26 protein-coding genes are annotated in these 22,513 nt (G+C 71.9%); 12 read left to right on the top strand and 14 right to left on the bottom strand.

Annotated features, from left to right (window positions below; all coding sequences use genetic code 11):
• Positions 1-27: 27 nt before the first annotated feature.
• Positions 28-1,002, bottom strand: a complete 975-nt coding sequence (locus QQM72_RS07305; RefSeq protein WP_314219955.1) for a threo-3-hydroxy-L-aspartate ammonia-lyase — start codon at positions 1,000-1,002, stop codon at positions 28-30.
• Positions 999-1,724, bottom strand: a complete 726-nt coding sequence (locus tag QQM72_RS07300; protein ID WP_314219954.1) for a helix-turn-helix transcriptional regulator — start codon at positions 1,722-1,724, stop codon at positions 999-1,001. Before QQM72_RS07300 ends, QQM72_RS07305 begins: the two co-directional genes overlap by 4 nt.
• Positions 1,725-1,897: 173 nt before the next feature.
• Between QQM72_RS07300 and QQM72_RS07295 the strand changes: the two genes are divergently transcribed.
• The gene (locus QQM72_RS07295; RefSeq protein ID WP_314219953.1) at positions 1,898-2,716 is read left to right on the top strand and encodes an SAM-dependent methyltransferase; all 819 of its coding nucleotides are present in this window, start codon (positions 1,898-1,900) and stop codon (positions 2,714-2,716) included.
• Between the two features lie 11 nt (positions 2,717-2,727).
• Here QQM72_RS07295 and QQM72_RS07290 read toward each other — a convergent pair whose 3' ends face one another.
• Positions 2,728-3,651 carry a helix-turn-helix domain-containing protein gene (locus tag QQM72_RS07290; protein ID WP_314219952.1) on the bottom strand — a complete coding sequence of 308 codons (924 nt, stop codon included), beginning with the start codon at positions 3,649-3,651 and terminating at the stop codon, positions 2,728-2,730.
• A gap of 134 nt (positions 3,652-3,785) precedes the next feature.
• Positions 3,786-4,007, bottom strand: a complete 222-nt coding sequence (locus tag QQM72_RS07285) for a DUF397 domain-containing protein (protein WP_399076419.1) — start codon at positions 4,005-4,007, stop codon at positions 3,786-3,788.
• 139 nt (positions 4,008-4,146) lie between these two features.
• On the opposite strand from QQM72_RS07285, the gene QQM72_RS07280 reads away from it, so the two are divergent.
• The 3 genes from QQM72_RS07280 (at position 4,147) to QQM72_RS07270 (ending at position 6,165) form a co-directional block, all read left to right on the top strand.
• On the top strand, positions 4,147-4,632 hold the full coding sequence (locus tag QQM72_RS07280; RefSeq protein WP_314219950.1) for an ATP-binding protein: 486 nt from the start codon (positions 4,147-4,149) through the stop codon (positions 4,630-4,632).
• Position 4,633: 1 nt separating this feature from the next.
• A complete protein-coding gene (locus QQM72_RS07275; RefSeq protein ID WP_314219949.1) occupies positions 4,634-5,122 on the top strand; it encodes a hypothetical protein in 489 nt (162 codons plus the stop codon).
• Positions 5,123-5,199: 77 nt separating this feature from the next.
• Positions 5,200-6,165: a pirin family protein gene (locus QQM72_RS07270; protein ID WP_314219948.1), complete on the top strand. Its 966-nt coding sequence runs from the start codon at positions 5,200-5,202 to the stop codon at positions 6,163-6,165.
• A gap of 95 nt (positions 6,166-6,260) precedes the next feature.
• Here the strand turns inward: QQM72_RS07270 and QQM72_RS07265 are convergent, their stop codons facing one another.
• The 4 genes from QQM72_RS07265 to QQM72_RS07250 form a co-directional block, all read right to left on the bottom strand.
• Positions 6,261-7,295: a helix-turn-helix transcriptional regulator gene (locus tag QQM72_RS07265; RefSeq protein WP_314219947.1), complete on the bottom strand. Its 1,035-nt coding sequence runs from the start codon at positions 7,293-7,295 to the stop codon at positions 6,261-6,263.
• A 190-nt stretch (positions 7,296-7,485) separates the two neighbouring features.
• A complete protein-coding gene (locus tag QQM72_RS07260; RefSeq protein WP_314219946.1) occupies positions 7,486-7,863 on the bottom strand; it encodes a hypothetical protein in 378 nt (125 codons plus the stop codon).
• Positions 7,864-8,116: 253 nt separating this feature from the next.
• Entirely contained in the window at positions 8,117-8,338 is a 222-nt protein-coding gene (locus QQM72_RS07255; protein ID WP_399076271.1) for a hypothetical protein, read from the bottom strand.
• Between the two features lie 212 nt (positions 8,339-8,550).
• Positions 8,551-9,021, bottom strand: a complete 471-nt coding sequence (locus QQM72_RS07250; RefSeq protein ID WP_314219945.1) for an ATP-binding protein — start codon at positions 9,019-9,021, stop codon at positions 8,551-8,553.
• A 172-nt stretch (positions 9,022-9,193) separates the two neighbouring features.
• On the opposite strand from QQM72_RS07250, the gene QQM72_RS07245 reads away from it, so the two are divergent.
• From QQM72_RS07245 to QQM72_RS07235, 3 genes are all read left to right on the top strand, one after another.
• Positions 9,194-9,562, top strand: a complete 369-nt coding sequence (locus QQM72_RS07245; protein WP_314219944.1) for an STAS domain-containing protein — start codon at positions 9,194-9,196, stop codon at positions 9,560-9,562.
• A gap of 416 nt (positions 9,563-9,978) precedes the next feature.
• Positions 9,979-11,925 carry a glycoside hydrolase family 9 protein gene (locus tag QQM72_RS07240; RefSeq protein WP_314219943.1) on the top strand — a complete coding sequence of 649 codons (1,947 nt, stop codon included), beginning with the start codon at positions 9,979-9,981 and terminating at the stop codon, positions 11,923-11,925.
• A gap of 52 nt (positions 11,926-11,977) precedes the next feature.
• A complete protein-coding gene (locus tag QQM72_RS07235) occupies positions 11,978-12,313 on the top strand; it encodes a hypothetical protein (RefSeq protein WP_314219942.1) in 336 nt (111 codons plus the stop codon).
• 138 nt (positions 12,314-12,451) lie between these two features.
• On the opposite strand, the gene QQM72_RS07230 is transcribed toward QQM72_RS07235, so the two are convergent.
• Positions 12,452-12,574: a hypothetical protein gene (locus tag QQM72_RS07230; RefSeq protein WP_314219941.1), complete on the bottom strand. Its 123-nt coding sequence runs from the start codon at positions 12,572-12,574 to the stop codon at positions 12,452-12,454.
• Between the two features lie 34 nt (positions 12,575-12,608).
• Positions 12,609-13,796, bottom strand: coding sequence for a cytochrome P450 (locus tag QQM72_RS07225; RefSeq protein WP_314219940.1), 1,188 nt, complete (start codon positions 13,794-13,796; stop codon positions 12,609-12,611).
• 319 nt (positions 13,797-14,115) lie between these two features.
• Between QQM72_RS07225 and QQM72_RS07220 the strand changes: the two genes are divergently transcribed.
• From QQM72_RS07220 to QQM72_RS07210, 3 genes are all read left to right on the top strand, one after another.
• Positions 14,116-14,598: a MarR family winged helix-turn-helix transcriptional regulator gene (locus QQM72_RS07220; protein ID WP_314219939.1), complete on the top strand. Its 483-nt coding sequence runs from the start codon at positions 14,116-14,118 to the stop codon at positions 14,596-14,598.
• 2 nt (positions 14,599-14,600) lie between these two features.
• Positions 14,601-15,053, top strand: coding sequence for a MarR family transcriptional regulator (locus QQM72_RS07215; RefSeq protein WP_314219938.1), 453 nt, complete (start codon positions 14,601-14,603; stop codon positions 15,051-15,053).
• 73 nt (positions 15,054-15,126) lie between these two features.
• Positions 15,127-15,498: a tetratricopeptide repeat protein gene (locus QQM72_RS07210; protein WP_314219937.1), complete on the top strand. Its 372-nt coding sequence runs from the start codon at positions 15,127-15,129 to the stop codon at positions 15,496-15,498.
• Between the two features lie 66 nt (positions 15,499-15,564).
• Here QQM72_RS07210 and QQM72_RS07205 read toward each other — a convergent pair whose 3' ends face one another.
• Positions 15,565-16,992 (bottom strand): PepSY-associated TM helix domain-containing protein, encoded by a 1,428-nt coding sequence (locus QQM72_RS07205; protein ID WP_314219936.1) that lies wholly within the window; start codon positions 16,990-16,992, stop codon positions 15,565-15,567.
• Positions 16,993-17,153: 161 nt separating this feature from the next.
• Between QQM72_RS07205 and QQM72_RS07200 the strand changes: the two genes are divergently transcribed.
• Complete coding sequence (locus QQM72_RS07200; RefSeq protein WP_314219935.1) at positions 17,154-17,798, top strand: peptide deformylase; 645 nt, start codon at positions 17,154-17,156, stop codon at positions 17,796-17,798.
• A 26-nt stretch (positions 17,799-17,824) separates the two neighbouring features.
• Here QQM72_RS07200 and QQM72_RS07195 read toward each other — a convergent pair whose 3' ends face one another.
• On the bottom strand, positions 17,825-19,249 hold the full coding sequence (locus QQM72_RS07195; protein ID WP_314219934.1) for a dihydrolipoyl dehydrogenase family protein: 1,425 nt from the start codon (positions 19,247-19,249) through the stop codon (positions 17,825-17,827).
• A 143-nt stretch (positions 19,250-19,392) separates the two neighbouring features.
• On the opposite strand from QQM72_RS07195, the gene trxA reads away from it, so the two are divergent.
• Positions 19,393-19,797, top strand: coding sequence for a thioredoxin (trxA, locus tag QQM72_RS07190; RefSeq protein ID WP_314219933.1), 405 nt, complete (start codon positions 19,393-19,395; stop codon positions 19,795-19,797).
• A gap of 42 nt (positions 19,798-19,839) precedes the next feature.
• Here trxA and QQM72_RS07185 read toward each other — a convergent pair whose 3' ends face one another.
• Both QQM72_RS07185 and QQM72_RS07180 read right to left on the bottom strand, forming a co-directional pair.
• Positions 19,840-21,276: an aldehyde dehydrogenase family protein gene (locus tag QQM72_RS07185; RefSeq protein ID WP_314219932.1), complete on the bottom strand. Its 1,437-nt coding sequence runs from the start codon at positions 21,274-21,276 to the stop codon at positions 19,840-19,842.
• A gap of 38 nt (positions 21,277-21,314) precedes the next feature.
• A complete protein-coding gene (locus QQM72_RS07180; protein WP_314219931.1) occupies positions 21,315-22,493 on the bottom strand; it encodes a 4-hydroxybenzoate 3-monooxygenase in 1,179 nt (392 codons plus the stop codon).
• Positions 22,494-22,513: the final 20 nt, after the last annotated feature.

Below are 22,513 nucleotides of genomic sequence, written 5' to 3'. Positions count from 1 at the left end.
CCAATCGGTGGTAACGGCCCCGACCCCTCAGAGGCCGCCGCACAGCTCGGCGAAGCGGCCGGTGTCGATGTTGCCGCCGGAGACGATCACGCCGACGCGCCGGGGCGGGACTCCGGCCCGCCCGGCGAGGAGGGCGGCGAGCGGGGTGGCCCCGCTCGGCTCCACGACGATCTTCAGGCGTTCGAAGGCGAACCGCATGGCCGCGCGGATCTCGTCGTCGCTGACCAGCGCGATCTCGTCCACGAGCCGCCGGTTCACCGAGAACGTCAGCTCCCCCGGCGTGTGCAGGGCCTGGCCGTCGGCGATGGTGCGCGGCACCGGGATCTCGACCCGTCGGCCCGCCTCCAGCGACCGTTTGGTGTCGTCCCCGGCCTCCGGCTCCACACCGACGATCCGGGTGCCCGGCCGCAGCCCCTTGACCGCGGTCGCGCTGCCCGCGATCAGCCCGCCGCCCCCGACCGGCACCAGCAGGGCGTCCAGCTCGCCCGCCTCCTCGAGGAGTTCCAGCGCGGCGGTGCCCTGACCCGCCATGACGTGCGGATGCTCGTAGGGCGGGATCAGTGCCAGGCCCCGGTCGGCGGCCAGCGCCTCGGCGATGGCCACCCGGTCGCCGGTGTAGCGGTCGTAGGTCACGATCTCCGCGCCGTAGCCCTGCGTCGCGGCCCGCTTGGAGCGGGGCGCGTCCTCGGGCATGACGATCACCGCGGTGGTGCCGAGCTCTCGCGCGGCCAGGGCGACGGCCTGGGCATGGTTGCCGGAGGAGTACGCGGCGATGCCCCGGGCGAGCTGCTCGGGGGCGAGCCGGGAGGCCGCGTTGTAGGCGCCGCGGAACTTGAACGCGCCGACGCGCTGGAAGTTCTCGCACTTCAGCAGGACCTCGGCGCCGACCAGCGCGTCCAGGGTGCGGGAGCGGAGCACGGGCGTACGGTGCGCGACGCCCTTGAGCCGGACGGCTGCGTCGCGCACGTCGTCGAGGGTGATCGTCGGGGGTGTGGTCGTCACGGGTGTGCTCCCTCGGGGTTGTCGTCGGTGCCTGCGCTGCCGGTGCCCGGGGGACCGTCGGCTCCGGTCTCGTTCGTCGCTCTGGCCTGGGAGAGATAGCTGTAGGCGGAGGCGCGGGAGATGCCCAGGCGGGCGGCGACCTGCTCGATCGCGCGGCGCACGGCGAACACGCCGCGTTCGTCCAGGCTGCGGAACAGGGTCAGGCGCCGCGACCGGTCGAGGCCGGCCCAGGTCTGCCCCTGGCGCCGCAGCCGGTCGTCGAGGAGGGCGTCGACGACGGAGTCGATGTCGTCGCCGAACGTGGTCACGGGCGCCTCGGCCCGGCCGCCCGCCGCCCCCGCGAGCGCCGCCAGCAGACCCTGCACCCGGTCCACCTCGGTGACGTCCACGTTGACGCACAGCGCGCCGAAGACCGCTCCCGTGGAATCGCGCAGCACCATCGTGGACGACTTCACCAGCCGTCCGGCGCCGGTGCGGGTGACGTAGTTCAGCTCGTCGACGGCGTCGTCGCCGCGGGCGAGGACCCGCATGCCGATCTCGCTCATCGCCCCGCCGACCGTCCGCCCCGTCACCGATCCGGCGACGGCGACGACGGAGCGCTCCGGCCGCCGGTAGTCGTGCAGCACCACCTCGCACACCGGCCCGAACGTGGCCGCGATCCCGTCGACGACGGGGGTGAGCGCACGCAGGACCACGTCCTGCTCGGTCTCCCGGGGTTCCATGAGAGAAATTAGACCACACGTCCAGACTCTGGACCAACAGTCCAGAATGGACCGTGCGCCTCGGCCCCTTCAGGGGAACCGTCGATCAAGGGGGTGGTTCGCCAATTGCCGTTTCCCTAGGATGTGTTGTCGACCGCGCCAGTCCGTGGTGCGGCGGCGTTCTGGGGGAAGAGATGCAGCCTGGCAAGCAGCTGTCCACGTCGATCGATGCGGCCGTCCCCACCGCCGCACGCATGTACGACCACTACCTGGGCGGCAAGGACAACTACGCGGCCGACCGGGCGGCCTGCGAGGAACTCGACAAGGTCGTCCCGAGCACCCGCGCCCTCGCGCTGAACAACCGGCGCTTCCTCCAACGGGTCGTGAGGACCCTGACGCAGGAGTTCGGGATCCGGCAGTTCCTGGACCACGGCTCCGGCCTGCCCACCCAGGACAACGTGCACCAGGTCGCCCAGCGCGTCGACCCGACCGCGCACGTCGTCTACGTCGACAACGACCCCATGGTGCTCGTGCACGGCCGGGCCCTGCTGGAGCAGGACGAGCGGACCACCGTCATCCACGCCGACCTGCGGGAGACCGAGGCGATCTTCACGCACGAGGACACGCTGCGGCTGATCGACTTCTCGCAGCCGGTGGCCGTGCTGTTCAACTCGGTCTTCCACTGCATCCCCGACAGTGACACCGACGGTCCGCAGGCGGTGGTCCGCCGGGTGGCCGAACGCCTCGCGCCCGGCAGTTTCCTGGTGATGTGCCAGCTGGTCAGCGAGGACCCGGAGGTCAGGGCGTTCGTCACCGACTTCATGGACCAGGCCACGCAGGGCCACTGGGGCCGGGTGCGTCAGGAGAAGGACGTCGCCGCGTTCTTCGAGGGCACGCAGATCCTCGACCCGGGACTGGTGGAGGTCTCCACCTGGCGGCCCGACACCGAGGTCGCGCCCCGCCAACTCACGCAGGAGTGGATCGAGTTCGGCGGAGTGGGCCGCCTGGGCTGAGCCGCCTCACCTCACGGAGCGGCGGCATACCGCCGCTGCGCCGTGTCCTTCAGCAGCGCCATCGAGGCACGTGGATCGAGGGCCTCGTCAGCGAGCCGGTCCAGCGCGACCCGGTACTCCTCCGTCTCGTCCCGGTCCTCCAGGAACGTCGCGCTCCTGATCTGCTCCAGATAGACGACGTCGGGCAGATCGACGCCGCCGAAGCGCAGATAGGTGACCGGTATGGCCGGCGCGGAGGCATGCGTGACGTCCAACGGGACGACCTGGACCGTGACATGGGGCAGCCGGGCCAGCTCCACGAGGTGGGTGAGCTGCTCGCGCATCACGTCCCGGCCGCCCAGCACCCGCAGCAGCACCGACTCGTCGAGGACCGCCCACACCCGCGGGGCGTCCGGTCTCCGCAGCAGTTCGGTGCGCCGCGTCCGCAGTTCCACCCGGCGCTCGACCTCCCGGGAGGTCGCCGAAGGAAGTCCACGCTCGACGACGGCACGTGCGTACGCGGGGGTCTGCAACAGGCCCGGGACGTACTGGATCTCGAAGGTACGGATCGCGGTGGCCGCCTCCTGGAGGCCTACGAGCCGGTCGAACCACTCGGGCATGAGCCGCTTGTCGTAGCGCTGCCACCAGCCGGGCTCGCCCGCCTGCCGCAGCAACCGGAGCAGTACGGACGCCTCGTGGTCGTCGGTCTCGTACAGCGACAGCAGCGCACGGACGTCCGCCTCGACGGGCGGCCTGCGGCCCTTGCCCGCCTCGATGCGCGACAGCTTCGCCGCACTGAACCCGACGGCCCGCGCGGCCTGGTCCTGGGAGAGTCCCGCGTCCTCCCGGATACCCGCCAACTGGACGCCGACCAGCAATTTCAGCAAGGTCGGGGCGGGCTCGGCCCGGTTCAGATACGGTTCGAGGCGGGACACTCGAGGCGACTCGACAGACATCCTGACTCCCCGTGGACCGGCAGACGACAGACCGCAGTATCGCATCCGAAGGCCTCCGACCGCACGCGGCAGGGGAATTGAGCTTCCACACAGCCCCCTCGGACCAGGTGCCGAGCCAACTGCCGGCCCAGGCGTCAGACCAGGTGGTCGAACTCCCCGTCCTTCGCCCCGGCCACGAACGCGGCCACCTCGGCCGGTGTGTACACCAGCGCCGGACCGTCGGGGTCACGGGAGTTGCGCAGCGCGACGCCTCCCCCGGCCAGGGCCGCGACCTCCACACAGTTGCCCTCGGCGTTGCTGTGACTGCTCTTGATCCAGCGGACGCCCAGCGAACTCGCCCGTACTCCGTTCGACACTGACGACACTGCACTCTCCTCGCTTCGTACGCGCAATTTCTCGTGAAATTGCACGAGGACCTCGTCAGCGTGGATAATAGCCATGCCGTCAACCGCACTTCCAACTTGATGTCCTGACGCCGCCTCAGGGAGATGCCCCGTGTCATCACCTGCGCAGTTCCGGAGCCACGAGTCCGTCTCCGTCCGCGATTCCCCCAGAACCGCCGCCCTGCACCTCACGGGCAGCCGGGAGGGATTCGCCCAGGCACGGGAGTTCACCCAGCGCACACTCGACTGCTGGTCCCTGGAGCGCTGCACCGACGACGCGGTCTCGGTCGTCACGGAACTGGCGGCCAACGCCGTCCTGCACGCGCTCCCGCACACCTCGACGGACGAGTTCCACGTACGGCTCCGGCTCACCCTGCGCCGCGCGCACCTGGTGTGCGCGGTCACCGATCCGAGCGACAGCCTGCCCGTCCACTCGCGCACCGCGGACGCCCTCCTGGAACACGGCCGCGGACTGCACATCGTCGAGGCCCTCTCCGAACACTGGGGCTGGACCCGGCGCCCTCCCGTGGGCAAGACCGTCTGGGCGATGCTGCCGACCCACTCCCGTCCCGGCCCCTACCCGACACTTGACATCTGACATGACTGCGACGAAGAGACCCGCACCGCTCAAGGACCTGGGACACGTGCCGTGGCCCGAGATCAAGGACTCCACCGGATCCGCGGCGGGCATCCCCCTCCTGCTCACGACGCTCGCCCGCGGCGACGCCGACAGCGCCGGCCTGGCCCTCGGCCAACTACGCCGCCGGATCTGCCAGTTCGGCTTCGTCGTCGACGAGGCGACAGCGGCCACGGTGCCCTTCCTCTGGGAACTCGTCCGGCTCCCCCAGGTCACCTGCCGCGCGGAGATCCTGGGCCTGCTGAAGAGCATCGCCGACACCCGGCAGTGGGAGACCACCGCCGCCGCCTACCCCAAGCTGCTGCACCACCGCGACAACTACGTGGCATGGGAACGCGCGGCCCGGCACGCCGTCCACGCCCAGCGCGACGTCCTGCGTCAACTGCTCGCCGAGCGGGACACCGACCTCGTGCGGGCCACCACGGAACTCGCCGAGGCCCTGGCCGACTGAAGCCGCCGCCGGGGGCCACGCCCCGGCCTGCGCCGCCCGTTCTGCACCCCGCCGCGCCCGACCGCTAGGTTGACCGCATGAGCAACCTTGACCGCGCGCCCGTACCGAGTCTGTGCGGCGGCCGTGGATTCGTCGTAGCCGAACCCGTCCGCGAACTGCTGAGCCCCCGGCAGGTGAAGCTCGGCGGGTCGACCGAGGTGCGCCGGCTGCTGCCGAACCTCGGCAGGCGCATGATCGGCGCCTGGGCGTTCGTCGACCACTACGGCCCCGACGACATCGCCGACGAGCCCGGCATGCAGGTCCCGCCGCATCCGCACACGGGGCTGCAGACCGTCAGCTGGCTGCACGAGGGCGAGGTGCTGCACCGCGACTCGACCGGCAGCCTCCAGACCATCCGCCCCAGGGAACTCGGACTGATGACCTCGGGGCGGGCGATCAGCCACTCCGAGGAGAGCCCGCGGTCGCACGCCCGCTACCTGCACGGCGCCCAGCTGTGGGTCGCGCTGCCGGACGCCCACCGGCACACCGACCCCCGCTTCGAGCACCACGCCGACCTGCCCACGGTCACCGCCCCCGGCCTCAGCGCCACCGTGCTCCTCGGCGCCCTCGACGGCGCCGCCTCCCCCGGCACCACGTACACCCCCCTCGTCGGCGCCGACCTGGCACTCGCCCGGGGCGCCGACGTCCGGCTGCCGCTGGACCCCGACTTCGAGTACGGCGTGCTGTCGATGTCCGGCGAGGCACACGTGGACGGGGTGCCCGTGCTGCCTGGCTCGATGCTCTACCTCGGCTGTGGCCGCACCGAGCTGTCGCTGCGGGCCGAGTCCGACGCGGGCCTGATGCTCCTCGGCGGCGAGCCGTTCGAGGAGGAGCTCGTCATGTGGTGGAACTTCGTCGGCCGCACTCAGGAGGAGATCGCCCAGGCCCGCGAGGACTGGACGACGGGCACCCGCTTCGGCGAGGTGAAGGGCTACGACGGGGATCCGCTGCGCGCACCGGAGCTGCCGCCCACGCCGCTGAAGCCGCGCGGAAGGGTGCGCTGACCCGGGAGGACCGCCCGCCCCGCCGGACGCCCCCACAGGGGTCTCCCCGGAAGTCCTTTTCGGGGTCCTCCGGCGTCATCCGGGGTCCTCCGGGGTCATCTCGAAAGGCTGGAGACGAGTTCCTCGCGGCTGTTGACTCCGGTCTTTCGGTAGACGGCCTTGAAGTGATCGTTGACGGTGTGCAGGGAAAGGTGCAGGCTGCGGGCGATCTGTTTGACGGCCAGCCCGTCGAGAGCTCGCCTGACAACCGCCTGCTCCCTCGGGGTGATCCCGTACAGGACGGCCGCGGCGGGCAACAGCACGTCGGAGGAGGCGGCTTGGATCGTCACCGCCACACCGCCGGGTTCTGATTCGTCGAGCGGTTGGGCCTGCAAGACGATCCACCCGTCAGGTCCGGGGATACGGCTCAGTGCCTGACGGCCCGGCTGCCGTGCCGCGAGGACGATATTCCAGACGTACGCGAACAGCTCGTTCTCGTCGGCCGTCGCGTTCTCCGGCACGAGCCTGCGCACCCATTCACGGCCCGTTCCGGTCACGGCTCTTATCGTGTCGCCGCTGTCGATCACCAAGACGCCCGGCGCGGGTGCGCTACGGACGGGACGCAGGAACCGGCCGGCGACGTACTGTCTCAGCGTGCCCGCCAAGGGTCCGGCCAGCCGCCCGGCGTTCACGGCGTCGGTCGGCGAGAAGGGCGTGCTGCCCCTCCCCCTCAGCAGCACCAGTACGCCCCACGCCATCCCCTTGAGGGTCAGCGCGACCCGCATTTCGCTGCCGACTTCGGCCGCGTTCATGATCTCTTCGTGCTGGACGCTGTGCCGTCTGTCCCGTGCGTCGGATTCGAGGACTGCGACGGGACACGTACTTCTGACCAGGCTCGTCACCGTGTGCCGGTCGTCGCCGAGGATTTCCTCGGTTTCCAGCGCATGGTAGAACGCGGCTCCGTAACCGTGTTCTTTCGCCAGGAAACACGCGGCGCCCGTGAGCGGGTCGACTCCCCTCAGCATGTATCCGTCGTGCGGCACGAGTCGCGCGATCTGCCGTGAAATCACCATGCCCAGTTCGGGAACGGTGGTGGCCTCCGCGGCCGCACGGGGCAGGGTGCGCGCGATCAGTTCCAGGTCCGGATTCATGGAGGGAGTCTGGATCGGCACGCCTTTCCCGGTACGCGTATTCGGGACGTTGGCCGACAGGGAGCGGTCGGTGGCGCGTATCCGCCCTCTTCCGGAGGAAACGGAATTGGAAGGTTCGATTCCCGCCATTGCCTGAGGGCTGTCGCCCGGCCCTGGGGCGACCCAGGACCGGGCGGCTCGGCTCATCCCGTCAGCACTCCGGAATGGCCCCGCTGTGGAATGCGGCGTTGCCGTCCACGTACGCCCCGTACGTCCACCCCGTGACGTACAACTCCTGTCCGGTGCTGGCGGTGTAGCGCTCCGTCAGCGTGTGGTACCAGACGTTCCCCCGGTTGTTGATGTTGTCACCACGGCCCCAGCAGTCGGCGATGATCGCGTCCCCGAAGCCCAGGTCCGGGACGCCCACCTTGCCGTCGCGTATGTGTGTCGTCCTGTAGACGCCCACCCCGCCCGAGGTGATGGGGATCAACGCGGCCGCGGCGGACGCGCTCCCGGTCGCCAGGGCCAGCGCACCGGCGCTCAGTACTGCCACGACGGCGCCACGGCGCCGCAGGATGGTTCTCCTCATCGTTTCCCCCTGATCACTGCCGGCAATGTGCTGCCGTGCGGAGCGTGCCCCGAAGTCCGGCGCACACTCTGGACAATGGCCTGCCGGGGGGAGGCGCGTGAATCCCCCAGAAATAGGGGGGTCACGACCTGCCGACGGTGGTGCATGTGGCGGATCCGGGGGACTCGGCACCGGCTGCCACCAGGACGGCCGCGCCGTGGGCGGCCGGTGTCACCGAGGTTGCGATGTACTCGCGGCCCTCCGGCGGAGGAGGTTACGAGATGGCCCGCAGCAGGCCGCGGGGCCGTGCGCGGAGTTGATCGACGGCCTGGACCGTCTTGTCGTCCGCGGGGAGGTGGACGACGAGTTGTTGTGCGTCCGAGGGGAGTTCGAGCGTCTCGCGGCGCAGCCTGAGTTCGCATCCGCAGGGGTGGTTGAGCCGGAGGATGCCGTGGCGACCAACTGGCCTGGTGGGCAGGCGCGTTGCGCACGGCACGCGAGGCCACCCCCTACCCCGCGTGACGACGGGCGACGCGGTGACGCGGTGACGCGGTGACGCGGTCACGCGGTCACGCGGTGACGGACGAGTCCACCGGAGCTTGACCCTGTAGTCGGCGCGGGGTCCAGGCCGAGAGGCCCGGTGGTGTTCGCCTACGGAACGGGCGTCGCGCAGGTCGGAGAATCGGGCGTCGGCGTACGGGGCGAAGCTCAGGTGCGCGTGGCGCCGTTGTGGGGTGTGCCGGCGAGGGCGATGCGGGCGGTGATGCGTTTGCCGACCGGTTCCTGCTCGACGAAGAGGTCTTCCGTCACGGCCTTGACGATCTCCAGGCCGTGCTGGCCGATCCGGCCGGGATCGCTCGTCCGGGCTGCGGGCACGGTCGGGTCGCTGTCCCACACGACGACTTCCACCGCGTGGGCCGTGAGGCGCAGTTCCATCAGAACGGGGCCGGGGGCGTACTTGCGTGCATTGGTGACCAGTTCGCTCACCACCAGCTGGGTGAGGTCTCGCGCGCGGGCGGGATCGGGCAGGCGATGGTGGTCATGGGCCTGGTCGAGGAAGTCGACGGCATGGTGGCGGGCGTCCGCGATGCTGGCGTCGTCCGCTCCCAGGGAGTATCCGGCGCGCATCAGATGGCCGTCCAGCCCGGTACGGCCGTCACCTCCGGCGTGGGAATCCACGTGTCCTCGCCCTCACTCCCCCGGTCACGTGCGCCGGTACCCGCGATCGCGTCATGCATGCCACGGGATGCCGCTCGGCACAGCCGCCCGGATGCATGCCACCGCGATGGTGGGGCAGAATCTTCCGCGCACGCCCTCACCCGGGGTCAGCCTAAACGCAGTCGAGGAGACGGTGACCGACATCGAGAAAGCGGACCGGCCGAAGAGCCTGTCCGTCGAACAGCGCGTGGTCGACGGCGTCCGTGTAGTGACCCTGCAGGGCGAGATCGACCACGACGTCAAGGACGTCCTCGGCGAAGCCCTGCTCTCCACGGACGGAGCGGTGCCGCCGCAGCGGATCGTGGCAGACCTCAGCGGCGTGACCTTCATGGACTCCAGCGGCATCAACGTCTTCCTCGCCGCCCACCGGCAGGTGAGCGGCGCGCACGGCTGGCTGCGCATCGCCGCCGCGCAGGAGCCCGTCCTGCAGGTCCTGCGACTGGTCGGCGTCGACGCCCTCCTCTCCTGTCACCCCACCACCGAGCAGGCCCTGAACCCCTGAGGCCGACGTGCTCCGGTCTTGACCTCAAGTGCGGTTGACGGCCGACGCTCCGGCCATGACCACACAGACGGATCACACCGAGATCAGCGTGCTCGTCAGCCGATTCTTCCGGGCTCTGGACGAGCGGAAGTTCGAGGGCGACCGGGCGCGCGGCTACGTCACCGACGACGTCCGGACGGTGACCCCGATCGGCGCGGCCGACGGCGTCGAAGCGATGGCACACGCCAGGGAGGACGGGGCGAGACCGGACCGGCGCGGGACCCGCCGCCCACACCGTCTAAGCTCCGAGCCATGCGCGTATCGGTCTTGGAGGACGAACCCGGGCCGGGGACGGTCGTCGCTGCTCAGCGGCGTGGCGCGGGGTTCACGGCGGCCCCCGCGCGGAGCGTGGCCGTCGCGGATCTCGAGAGGGGCGCATGAACACTGCGCCCAGGCCCCGGCTGTTGGTCGGCACCGCCGCGGGACTCGGCGCCCTGCTCCTCGCCGCGACCCTGCACGGCCTGCCCCTCGGCGACGGCAACGGGCCTGCCTCGACCGAGGTGGCCATCCGGGTCGACCAGGTCGGCTATGTACGAGGCGAGGCGAAGCAGGCCTACGTCATGGGGCCCTCGGCGGCCCTCGCGGGAGCGCGCTTCAAGGTCGTCGACGCCGAGAACGACGTCGTCACGGCGGGGCGGCTCGGTGCCTCCACCGGCCGCTGGAACGCCGGGTACACGTCGGTGCGTACCGTCGACCTCTCCAGGCTGAACACCCCCGGCACGTACCGCATCGTCCTGACCGGAACCGCGGCCGGCCGCTCCCCTGCCTTCCGGGTCGCCGACGCCGACGAGCTGATGACCCCGCTCGTCCGGGACAACGTCCTCTTCCTGCAAGCACAGCGCGACGGGGCCGACGTGCTTCCCGGCGCCCTGCGGCGCGGCCCTTCGCATCTGGCCGACGAGGACGCGACCGTCTACGCCGACCCGGACTACGACGAGGAGGGCAGCGAGCTGCTCGACGAGCGGCTGACCCCGACCGGCGACCGGGTCGACGTCTCGGGCGGCTGGTTCGACGCGGGGGACTTCCTCAAGTTCACCGGCACCACCTCCTACTCGGTCGCCGAACTCCTGCTGGCCCAGCGTGACCTGCCGGGCATGGCGGAGCTGTCCGCCGAGGCCTCGCACGGGCTGGCCTGGCTCGACAGGATGTGGGACGAGGACAGCGAGACCCTGTACGCGCAGGTCGGCATCGGCGCCGGCAACGACGCCGTACTGACGGACCACGACGTGTGGCGGCTGCCGGAGGCCGACGACCGACTCGACGTGTCCCCCGGTGACCCCGACTACATGATCAAGCACCGGCCGGTCTTCCGGGCGGCCGCACCGGGCGAGCCGATCAGCCCCAATCTGGCGGGACGGGTGGCCGCGGTCTTCGCCCTCGCCGCACAGCGCGCGGCCGACACGGAGCCGGAGGAGGCCCAGGACTGGCTGGACAAGGCGGCCGCCGTGTACGACCTGGCCGACGCCGACCACGAACCCGCCGAGCAGCTCGTCACCGCGTTCCCGGGCGCCTTCTATCCCGAGGACTCATGGCAGGACGACATGGAGTTCGGCGGCGCCGAACTGGCCCTGGCCGCAAGGAGACTCGGAGACGACCGGGAGGGCGACTGGGCCGACGCCGCCGCCGGATGGGCCGGGGACTATCTGGACTCCGACGTCAAGGGCACTCTCAACGTCGCGGACGTCAGCGCACTGGCACACGTCGATCTGGCCACGGTCCTGGACGGCACCCGGACGAACGGCCTCGGGGCCGAGGAGCTGTACGCGGACCTGCGCCGGCAGTTGGAGGACGGTGTCGCCCGCGCCGGGCGCGACCCGTTCGGAGCCGGCGCCGTCTACGACGACTTCGACGCCGTACCGCACACCTTCGGCCTGGTGGCCACCGCCCGCCTGTACGCCGGGGCCACCGGGGACACCCGCTACGCGGCCTTCGCCGGCCGGCAGCGAGGCTGGGCCCTCGGCGCCAACGCCTGGGGAACCAGCTTCGTGATCGGTGCGGGTGAGGTCTACCCGCACTGCCCGGAACACCAGCTCGCCAACCTCCGCGGCAGCCGTGACGGAAAGGGCGCCATTCTGCGGGGCGCCGTGGTCAACGGCCCCAACGCCGCAGCAAGGATTGAGGAGTTGAACGGCTTCCCGACCATGAGGAAGTGCACGGCCGCCCCGCCGACCGGAGCCTGGACCGACTTCGACGGGAAGGGCGCACGGTACGTCGACGACGTGGGCGCCTGGCAGACAGTGGAGCCCGCACTGGACTTCACCACGACGGCGCTGCTGGCCTTCGCGCTGACCGCACAGGGCGACAGCGAACGGCCGAGCCTCTGAGACTCCTCAAGTCGCTTGGCACGCGGGGATCATGACCGTCAGGCTGCTGCCCATGACAGGAATCACGGGACTGAGCAAGAAGAACGACTTCGTGCTGGCCATCCGGGACGCGGACCTGGTCGCGGCGGCGCTGCGTCAGGCGCTGGCCGAGGCATCGCCGCAGGAGCGTCCGGGCCTGGAACGCGCCGCCGCACTCGTCGAGTCCACCGCCGCCGCCACCGAAACCCAGGTGCGTGCCCGCTGGGTCCGCTCCCGGCTGGCCGCCGTCGGCTTCACGGGCGACATCGCCTCGGTCGCGGCGGTGAAGGCGCTGCGCCAGGCGGAACGGAAGCTGAGCCTGCTGGCGGCGGTGCAACTGCAGAAGGACGCGGTGGCCCATCCGGAGTGATCCGGTGTGTTGCTGAGTGACCCGGGGTGATCCTGGGTGTTGCTGAGTGACCCGGGGTGATCCGGGGTGATCCGCATGCCGCGATGGAGCACCGTCACGGCCGCTCCCGTCTCCGCTCACCCGGTGCTCACCCGGTGCTCACGCGGTGGGGGCAGCCGGGGGACGATGGCGGGCCTGCTCGGACAGCGGCTCGGCGGCCGGGGTGTTCAGCACGTACTCGCCTGAGGCGTGCACCTCGCCCCAGCCTTGCACGCGTCCCACACCCGGCCGCACCAGCTTCCGGGGCCGATGGGTCTCAGGTCGCTTTCCCCGCGACGAGTCGGACGGGGATCTCGGCGTAGGTGTTGAGCAGCGTGTTCTCCGCGATCACCGGATCGCCGGTGAGTTCGATGCGCTCGACGGACTCGAGCAGCGCGTGGATCAGGGTGTTCATCTCGAGGCGGGCCGCGCCCTGTCCGACACAGCTGTGCGCTCCGTATCCGAATCCGAGGTGGTCCAGCGGATTGCGGCGGAGGTCGAACTCGTCCGCGCGCTCCCACTTGCGTTCGTCACGGTTCGCGGAGGCGAAGAGGGCCCACACCCGCGCGCCCTGCGGGATCGGCACCCCGCCGAGCTCCGTGTCGCGCGCCGCGACGCGGGTGAGGCCCCGCAGGGGACTCTCGTATCGGAGCAGCTCGTTGACCGTCGAAGCCACGAGCCCTGGCTCGGCGCGCAGCGCGGCCCACTGGTCGGGACGCTCGGCGAAGACGACGAGGAGGTGGCCGATCGCCGCGGCCGTGGTCTCCAGCGACGGTCCGATGAAGTCCACGAGGAGGAGCGGGCACTTCTCCTGGGGAATGACACCCTGGTCGGCCGCTTCGAGCATGGCGGCACCGGGGCTTCCCGGCGCGAGTTCCCTGTCGGCCGCGAGTTCGTGGGCGAACTCGAACAGGCGCCGCGTCATCTCCAGGTTGTGCGGGGTGCGTTCGGTGACCGGGCCGAGCAGGTCGTTGCCCACCTGCCCCCACTCGTAGAGGTGCTCGCGGTTGCGTTCGGGCAGTCCGAGGAAGTCGGGGACGACCGCCATCGGCATCGCCTGGGCCAGCTCCGCGACGCCGTCGATCTCTCCCCTGGCGACGACTTCGTCGACGAGGTCCCGCGCCTTGCGGGCGACCTCCTCACCGCGACCGCGCAAGGCGCGGGGACGCAGACCCGCCCCGACGACGGAGCGCAGCACGTCGTGCTCCGGCGGGTCGCTGACGAGGGTGACGCCCCGCATCATCTGGTTCACGACGGGGTTGAATCCCACGCCCTCGCCGGAGATGAAGGCGCCGTGATCGGCCAGCGCGGCCTTCACCTCGTCGTAGCGGGTGACCGCGTACACGTCCGGTTCGCGCAGCCGGACGACGGCGCCCAGCTCGCGCAGGTGCCGGTACTGCTCGTAGCGGGTGCGCTGATCCGACGTCGCGAACATGTCGATCTGGGTCATCGGTACGACGGCCACGGGTTCCTCTCCTGAGCTGCTGGCGACGAGGGTGGGCGAACCCGGTCCAGGTGCCGGAACGTGCACGGCCGTGCCGGTCGCGGCGGTCCGAGGACGCGGCGCCGGCGGGTGGCGCGGCCGACGTCGGCCGGCGTGTCCCGACTCGCGGTCCGAGAGGAACACGCAGCACACCTTCGCCTCTTCGTTCGAGCCGGACGCATCCCCCTGAGCCTGCTTCGGCGCAAGTCGCAGCAAACCCGGTTCCCGGCGCTCGCGTCACTCCCGACCCACGGCAGAGATTAAGTAGCCATGGACATAGTAGCCATGTACTCTATCGTCCATGAGTGAGCGCAGGGGTCCCGAAGGGGCTACGCCCGGTTTTCTGGTGTGGCGGCTGTCGACGAAGTGGCGCGTGGCGGTGGACCGGGCGGTGGCCCCGCTCGGCCTGACCCACGCCCAGTACTCGCTGGTCGCCTCGCTGTACGGGATGCAACGCGGCGGCGAACGGCCCAGTCAGCGCCGGCTCGCCGACCACACCGGCCTCGAGCCGCTCTACGTCTCCAAGCTGGCGCGCGCCCTGGAGTCCGGCGGACTCGTCGAGCGCACCCGGGATCCCCGCGACCCGCGCGCCGTACAGCTCGCCCTGACCGAGCGGGGCCAGGACGTGACACAGCGGGCCGTCAAGGTGGTCCAGGGGCTGCTGGAACAGCTGCTGGAACCGCTCGGCGGCCTGAAGAGCCCGCGCACACGCGCGTTCACCGGCGAACTGGCCCTTCTGCTCGACGTACCGCTCGACCTCACCGACGAGAGAACGCAGGAGTGACGATGACCGACACCGCACCGCCCGTCGGCGGCCGCACCATAGGACTGGCCCACTACGCGGGCCGCGCCGTCCTGGAGCACGTCCTGGCACGGCACGGCGCCACCTTCCAGCAGCAGATCACCCTGCGGGCGGCCGTCACCGCCGACGGACCGCTGGAGCGCGGCGCGCTCGTCGAGCAGGTGACCGGCGCGCTCAAGTCCGAAGCGGCGGACGTACACGCCACCGTCGACGGGCTGCTCGCCGCAGGGCTGCTGGCGGCCGACGGCCCCCTGGTCCGGCCCACGGACGCCGGGCGTGAGCTGTTCGCCGTCGTCGGCGCCGAGACGGGCGAGATCTCGGCCCGGATCTATGCCGGGATCCCGCCGGAGGACCTGGCGACCGCCGGCCGCGTCCTGGCCCGTGTCACCGAGCGGGCCGAGGCGGAGCTGGCGGAGCTGACCCGCGCGTCCCGGTAGCGCACCCGCACACCCTCCGGGTAGTGGAATATTCAACCATCATGACCGGTTGTCGGCCTCGAAGGAGGCACGAGTGGACACCACATACGAGACGACCGACAACACCGCCTACTACGCCCACGGAACGCCGGCCGAGCGGTGGGAGCGGGCGCGGCTGTTCTTCGCCGCGAAGGAGTACACCGCCGCAGCGCAGGTGCTGGTCGGGCTGGTCGAGGAGGTGCCGGAGCAGACCGGACCGCGGCTGCTGCTGGCCCGCTCCTACTACCACTCGGCCCAACTGCTTCGCGCCGAGACCGAGTTGCGGCTGATCGTCGAGCGGGACCCGGTGGAGCACTATGCCCGGCTGATGCTGGGCCGGACCCTGGAGCGACAGGGGCGGCACGCCGAGGCGGGGCCGCACCTGCGGCTCGCCTCGGCGCTGGCCGGGGACTTCCCCGAGGCCTGAGCCCGCGACAGCGAGCGGCCCGGCGGTGGCTTTCCACCGCCGGGCCGCCGCCGTGCGCGGACCCGCTCAGACAGCGGTCCGCCGCCCCCGCCGGTGCGCGATCTCACCGAGGACGACGTCCACGACCAGGAAGCCGGCGAGCGGGATGCCGAGGAGCGGCACGAAGTAGGCGAGCACGGCGACCGTCGCCATCAGCGGGACGAGGACGTACGGCGGGACCTGCGCCCAGGCCCCGCGCGGGACGGGCCGGCCGAACGCGGACCCGCGGCCGCGCTGCCACCACATGCGGTAGCCCCAGACGATCAACAGGACCAGGGAGCCGGCGAGAAGCATCAGCGCGAGCTGGTTGACCAGACCGAACAGGACGCCGGTGTGCAGGTCGATGCCCCAGCGGGTCAGCTTGGCGAGCAGGGGGTGGTCGTCGAACCGCAGCACGTCGGTGACCTCGCCGGTGGCCGGGTCGACCGCCACCGCGTCCTGCTTCTCGGGCCAGCTGCGCTGCACCTGCTTGACCACGAACGCGGACGACGCGTCCGCGGGCGGGACGATCTCGACCGGGTCGCCCAGCCCCTCGGCCCGCGCCGCGGCCAGGACCCTGTCGAGGCCGACCCCGTGATCGGCGTCCCCGCCCGCACCGGAGGCCGTGTCGTGACCGGCGTGGTCGCCGCCGCTCGCGGCCGCCGAGACCGACGGGGTGGCCTGGCCGAGCGAGGTGCGCAGGACGTCGATGTTGGCGCCCGCGTAGGTGGACCAGGTCAGTCCGGTCGCGGACAGGAAGATGAAGCCGGCGGCGGCCCACACGCCGACGGTGCCGTGCAGACCCAGCGTGCGGCGCCGTCCGGCGGTGCCGCGGACCTTGCGCAGGGCGCGCCGCCGGGAGAACCAGAGCACCAGACCGCCGCCCGCGATCACCCACAGCCAGCTGGCGGCGAGTTCGCTGTAGAGGCGGCCGTTCTCGCCGAGGTGCAGATCGCGGTGGAACTCGTCGATCCAGGTGCGCAGCGGCAGCGCGCCGGTGGAGCCGTACTGCTCCAGGGCACCGCGTACCTTGCCCGTGTACGGGTCGACGAACACGGCGAGGGTGTGGGTGGCGCCGACGCCCTCGACGCCGGAGAGCATCACCCGGGTCGTGGCGTCGTCCTCCGGCGAGGGTCGGACGGCCGAGACCGTGCCCTCGGGGTGGGCCTCGCGGGCGGCGTCAACCTGTTCGGAGACCGGCAGCTTCGTGTCACCGACCGGCACGGTCAACTCGTGGGAGTACACGAGCTTCTCGGCCTGGAACGCGCCGGCGTACAGGAACCCGGTGGTGGCGGCGACCAGCAGGAACGGCGCCACGAACACGCCGGCGTAGAAGTGCAGACGCAATATCAGCGGGCGCAGCGGGGCCCACGGACCGCGGGACTTCGGCGCGGGGGCCGCTGCTTGCGGGGCCTCGTCCGATCCCCCGGCTCGAGCGGAGCCGGGAGTGGGGGAGGTCGGGGGAGCGGTGGACATGGTGGCGCTTCTCCGGGGGCAGGAGGAGTGGGTCGGGGTCAGCGGCCCGGGGGGACGCTTTTCAGCCGTGACGCACCAGTAGTCGGCGGCGGACCGCCCCGAGTTCCCGCCACTTCGAGTGACGCGCGTCACACGTCAGGCGGCCGTGGCATGCTGGCCCGATGGCATCTCCCAGTCCCCGCGCGCCCCTTGCCGAACGGATCGAGGAACTCCTCGACCCCGGCGGCCCGTTGCCCATCGTCACGGCCGGAGACCCGGTCCTGCGGACGGGCACCACGCGCTACGAGGGCCAGCTCGACCCCGCGCTGCTCACCCGGTTCGTCGAGGCCCTGCGTGTGACCATGCACGCGGCGCCGGGTGTCGGCCTCGCCGCCCCGCAGGTCGGTGTGGAACTGCGGATCGCCGTCATCGAGGACCCGGCGCCGGTGCCGGAGGAGGTGCGGCTGGCCCGCGGCCGGGTGCCCCAGCCGTTCCGCGTGCTGGTGAACCCCGAGTACGAGCCGGTCCGTTCCGCCCGCGCCGCCTTCTTCGAGGGCTGTCTGAGCGTGCCGGGCTACCAGGCGGTGGTGGCCCGGCACGCCGAGGTGCGGCTCACGGGTGCGGACGAGCACGGCCGGCCGCTGGACGAGGTGTTCGCCGGCTGGCCCGCCCGTATCGTCCAGCACGAGACGGACCACCTCGACGGTCTGCTCTACCTCGACCGGGCCGAACCGCGCTCGCTCTCGGCCAACCAGGCCGTGCTCGAACGCTGGACGCAGCCGACGGCGGATCTGGCCGCGAGGGCGCTGGGGTTCGAACTCCCCTGAGCGGCGGGCCGGTCGGCCGGGTTCGCTCAGTTGTCCCGGTAGGCCTCCAGCAGCCGCAGCCACACCTCACTGAGCGTCGGGTACGACGGGACGGCGTGCCACAGCCGGGCGAGCGGGACCTGGCCGGCGACCGCGATCGTCGCCGAGTGGATCAGCTCGCCGACACCGGGGCCGACGAAGGTGACGCCGCGCAGGATCTCCCGCTCCAGGTCGACGACCATCCGGGCGCGGCCCTTGTAGCCCTCGGCGTACAGGCCCGCTCCGGCCACGGACGACATGTCGACGTCGACGGCCCGCACCCGGTGTCCGGCCTGTTCGGCCTCGGCGAGCGAGAGGCCGACGGCGGCCGCCTCCGGGTCGGTGAAGACGACCTGGGGGACGGACTCGTGGTCGGCCGTGGCGGCGTGGGCGCTCCACGGGTCGCTCTGCGGCAGGTCGGTACCGGCCGCGCGGGCGGCGATGGCGGCGCCCGCGATCCGGGCCTGGTACTTGCCCTGGTGGGTGAGGAGGGCCCGGTGGTTGACGTCGCCCACCCCGTAGAGCCAGTCGGTGCCGGTGACCCGCAGACTGTCGTCGACGGTGAGCCAGGAGCCGGGTGCCAGGCCGACCGTGTCCAGGCCGATGTCGTCGGTGCGCGGGGCGCGGCCGACGGCGAAGAGGATCTCGTCGGCCTCGATACGTTCGCCGGTGTCGGTGACGACCACGACGGCGCCGTCGGAGCGGGTCACCGACGTGACCGAGGTGCCCGTGCGCACGTCCGCGCCGGCCTCGGTGAGCGCCTCGGCGACCAGTTCGCCCGCGAACGGCTCCATCCGGTCGAGCAGGCCCTTGCCCCGGACGAGGAGGGTGACCTGCGAGCCGAGCGCCTGCCAGGCGGTGGCCATCTCGGTGGCGACGACTCCCCCGCCGACCACGACGAGCCGGCCGGGCGCCGACCGGGCGCTGGTCGCCTCCCGGCTCGTCCAGGGCCCGACCTCGGCCAGGCCCGGCAGGTCGGGCAGCGCCGCGCGGGTCCCGGTGGCGACGACGACCGCGTGGCGGGCCGTGAGCACCTTGTCCCCCACCGTCACCGTGCGCGGGCCGGTCAGTCTCCCGTGGCCGCGGTAGAGGTCCGCGCCGATGCTCTTGATCCAGTCGACCTGGCCGTCGTCCGTCCAGTCGCCGGTGAACCAGTTGCGGCGGGCGAGGACCGCCGCCGTGTCCAGCGGGCCTTGCACCTCACGCAGGCCGGGCAGCCTGCGGGCGTCCGCGCGGGCGATCACCGGGCGCAGCAGGGCCTTGCTCGGCATGCAGGCCCAGTACGAGCACTCGCCGCCGACCAGTTCGCTCTCCACGACCGCGGTGGTGAGGCCGGCCGCACGGGTGCGGTCGGCGACGTTCTCCCCCACGGGCCCGGCTCCGAGCACAACCACGTCGTACAGGTTGGTCAGGTTGGTTTCCGTTTCCGTCATGGGGTCAGTCTGGTGGGTGGTGTGCGGGGTGGCCACACGGGTAGGGGCGCGGAATACGCGTCGGGCCGGCCGTGTTGTGGCGGACGGCTTCACCCCATGTCGGGAGACCCCTGACAGGAAGCACCGGGAAGAGGAATCACGCCATGAGCAGCACCGTGGAGCTCACCAAGGAGAACTTCGACCAGACGGTCACCGACAACGACTTCGTCCTGATCGACTTCTGGGCGTCCTGGTGCGGCCCGTGCCGTCAGTTCGCCCCGGTCTACGACAAGGCCGCGCAGGAGAACCCGGACCTGGTGTTCGGCAAGGTGGACACCGAGGCGCAGCCGGAGCTGGCCGCGGCCTTCGGTATCCAGTCGATCCCGACGCTGATGATCGTGCGGGACCGGGTCGCCGTGTTCGCGCAGCCGGGCGCCCTGCCCGAGGCCGCCCTCACGGACGTCATCGGACAGGCGCGCAAGCTGGACATGGACGAGGTCCGCAAGTCGATCGAGGAAGAGCAGGCCAAGGCCGGGGCCGACGGCTCCCCGGCCGCTCAGGGCAAGTAGGCCCGGGAGTCCCCGGAACAGGAGTCCCCGGCGCGGGAGTCCTCAGAAGGGGTACGGCGCCACGTCCGCGCGCACCGTCGTCCAGCGGACGTCGGTGAAGGCCTCGAGGTTGGCCTCGCCGCCGAAGCGGGCGCCGGTGCCGGAGGCGGCGACCCCGCCGAAGGGGGCGACGGCCTCGTCGTTCACCGTCTGGTCGTTGATGTGCACGATGCCGGTGGGGATACGTTCGGCGAGGTCCAGACCGCGGGCTGCGTCCCGGGTGACGATGCCGAGCGAGAGGCCGTAGGAGCTGCGCGCGGCAAGGGCCGCCGCCTCGTCCGGGGTGCCGAAGGAGCGGACGGGGGCCACCGGGCCGAAGACCTCCTCCGCGTAGGCGGGGGTGTCGTCGTCGACGCCCGCGAGGACGGTCGGCCGGTAGAAGAGGTCCTCGTGCCTGCCGCCCGCGGCGAGCTTGGCGCCGGCCGCGGTGCTGGCCTCCACCAGGCCGTGCACCTTGGTGAGCTGGCCGCCGTCGATGAGCGGGCCGAGGTGGACCTGCGCGCGGTGCGGATCGCCGACGGCGAGGGCGTCGGCCTTCGCCGCGAGCCGCTCCACGTACTCCTCGTAGAGGGAGGCGTGCACCAGGTGGCGGCCGGTGGTCATGCAGATCTGGCCCTGGTGGAAGAAGGAGCCCCAGGCCGCGGTGGAGATCACCGCGTCCAGGTCGGCGTCCTCCAGCACGATCAGCGCGGAGTTGCCGCCGAGTTCCAGGTGGGCCCGCTTGAGGTGGCGGCCGGCGGCCTCGCCGACCGCCCGGCCGGCCCCGGTGGAGCCGGTGAAGGAGATCACCGGCACCCGCGGGTCGGCCACCAGGGCCGCGCCGGTCTCGGCGCCGCCCGGCAGGATGTGCAGGAGGTTCTCGGGCAGGCCCGCCTCCGCGAAGACCGCGGCCAGGGCCAGTCCGCCGCACACCGCCGTCCGCGGGTCCGGCTTGAGGAGGACCGCGTTGCCGAGCGCGAGGGCGGGCGCGACGGACCGGATCGACAGGATCAGCGGGGCGTTGAACGGGGAGATCACGCCCACGACGCCGACGGGCACCCGCCGGGTGTACGACAGCCGGGGCGCCTCGCTGGGCAGGACCTGTCCGGCCGGGCGGGAGGCGAGGGCCGCGGCCTCGTAGCACTCCTGGGCGGCGACATGCAGCTCGAAGTCGGCCTTGCCGGGTATGGATCCGGACTCGCGGACGATCCACTCGCGCAGTTCGTCTGCGTGGGCGGTGAACAGGTCGCCGGCCTTGCGCAGCACCCCGGCGCGGACGAAGTGGGGCAGCCGGGCCCACTCGGTCTGCGCGGCCCGGGCGGCCTCGGCGGCCGGACCGACGTCCGCGGCGCCCGCCAGGTCGACGGTGCCCAGCGGGTCGCCGGTGGCGGGCTCGGTGACGGTGCAGCGGGGGCCCGACAAGGTGCGGGACTGCCAGTTCTTGGGGTCGAGCAGCGGCATGAAGGCTCTCCGATCGTGACCCGCGGGACTCGCGGCTCTCACAGGGGGAGGGGAAGTCCCGTGTAGTTGGCCGCCAGTTCGGCGGCGGCGTGGCGGGATGCGGTGATCCGGCGCAGCCGGGCGAGCTGCATCCGATGGTCGAACGCATCTCCATCTGGTTGAGCGTGCAACATCCTAGTCATGTCGTCGGAAAAGCGGGTCGCCTGCCACACACGTCGCAGACAGAGATCCGAGTACCCGTCCAGCAGCCTCGTGGACCCGGTGGCGCGCAGTTCGGCGAAGGCGCCCGCGAGCAGCCGTACGTCCGAGACGGCGAGGTTGAGCCCCTTGGCACCGGTCGGCGGGACGATGTGGGCCGCGTCCCCGGCGAGCAGGAGCCGGCCGTGCCGCATCGGCTCGTGCACGAGGCCGCGCATCGGCGTCACCGACCGGCTGGTGATGGGGCCGCGGCGCAGCGTCCAGTCGGCGTCGACGGCGAAGCGGGCGGCGAGTTCGTCCCAGATCCGGTCGTCGGGCCACTCCCGCAGGGTGGCGCCGTTGGGGACCTGGAGGTAGAGCCGGGAGACGCGCGGCGACCGCATGCTGTGCAGGGCGAAGCCGCGTTCATGGCGTGCGTAGATCAACTCCTCGCAGGAGGGCGGCACTTCGGCGAGCACACCGAGCCAGGAGTACGGGTAGTCGTGGGTGTACGTCCGGCCCGCGGCGGCCGGGAAGGCCTCGCGGGCGACGCCGTGGGAGCCGTCGCAGCCGACGACCCAGTCGCAGGACAGGGTCTGTTCGCGCCCCTCGTGCAGGAACCGCACGACGGGCGACCCGCTCAGCGGCCTCTCCACGGCGAGCGCCGCCGCCTCGAACAACAGGGTTGGTCCGTCGGCGAGTTGGAGGGCGACGAGATCCTTCACGAGCTCCGTCTGGGCGTAGATCGTGACCGTGCGGCCGCCGGTGAGCACGGGGAAGTCGAGATGGTGGCGTTCGCGGTCGAAACGCAGCTCGATGCCGTGGTGCACCAGGCCCTCGGCGTCGAGCCGGTCGGCGGCTCCCGCCGCGCGCAGCGCGTCGACCGTTCCCTGCTCCAGCATCCCGGCCCGCTGGCGCCGTTCCACGTACTGTCTCGTCCTGCTCTCCAGGACCACGCAGTCGACGCCCGCGCGGTGCAGCAGACGGGCGAGCAGCAGCCCCGCGGGGCCGCCGCCGATGATGCCGACCGTCGCACGCATGGCACGCCTCCCCTGCGACC

Source organism: Streptomyces zaehneri, from assembly GCF_032248645.1.
GTDB classification, from domain to species: Bacteria; Actinomycetota; Actinomycetes; order Streptomycetales; family Streptomycetaceae; genus Streptomyces; species Streptomyces coriariae.
The sequence above is the reverse complement of the archived record's forward strand: the minus strand, read 5'-3'. Positions and strand labels throughout refer to the sequence as shown.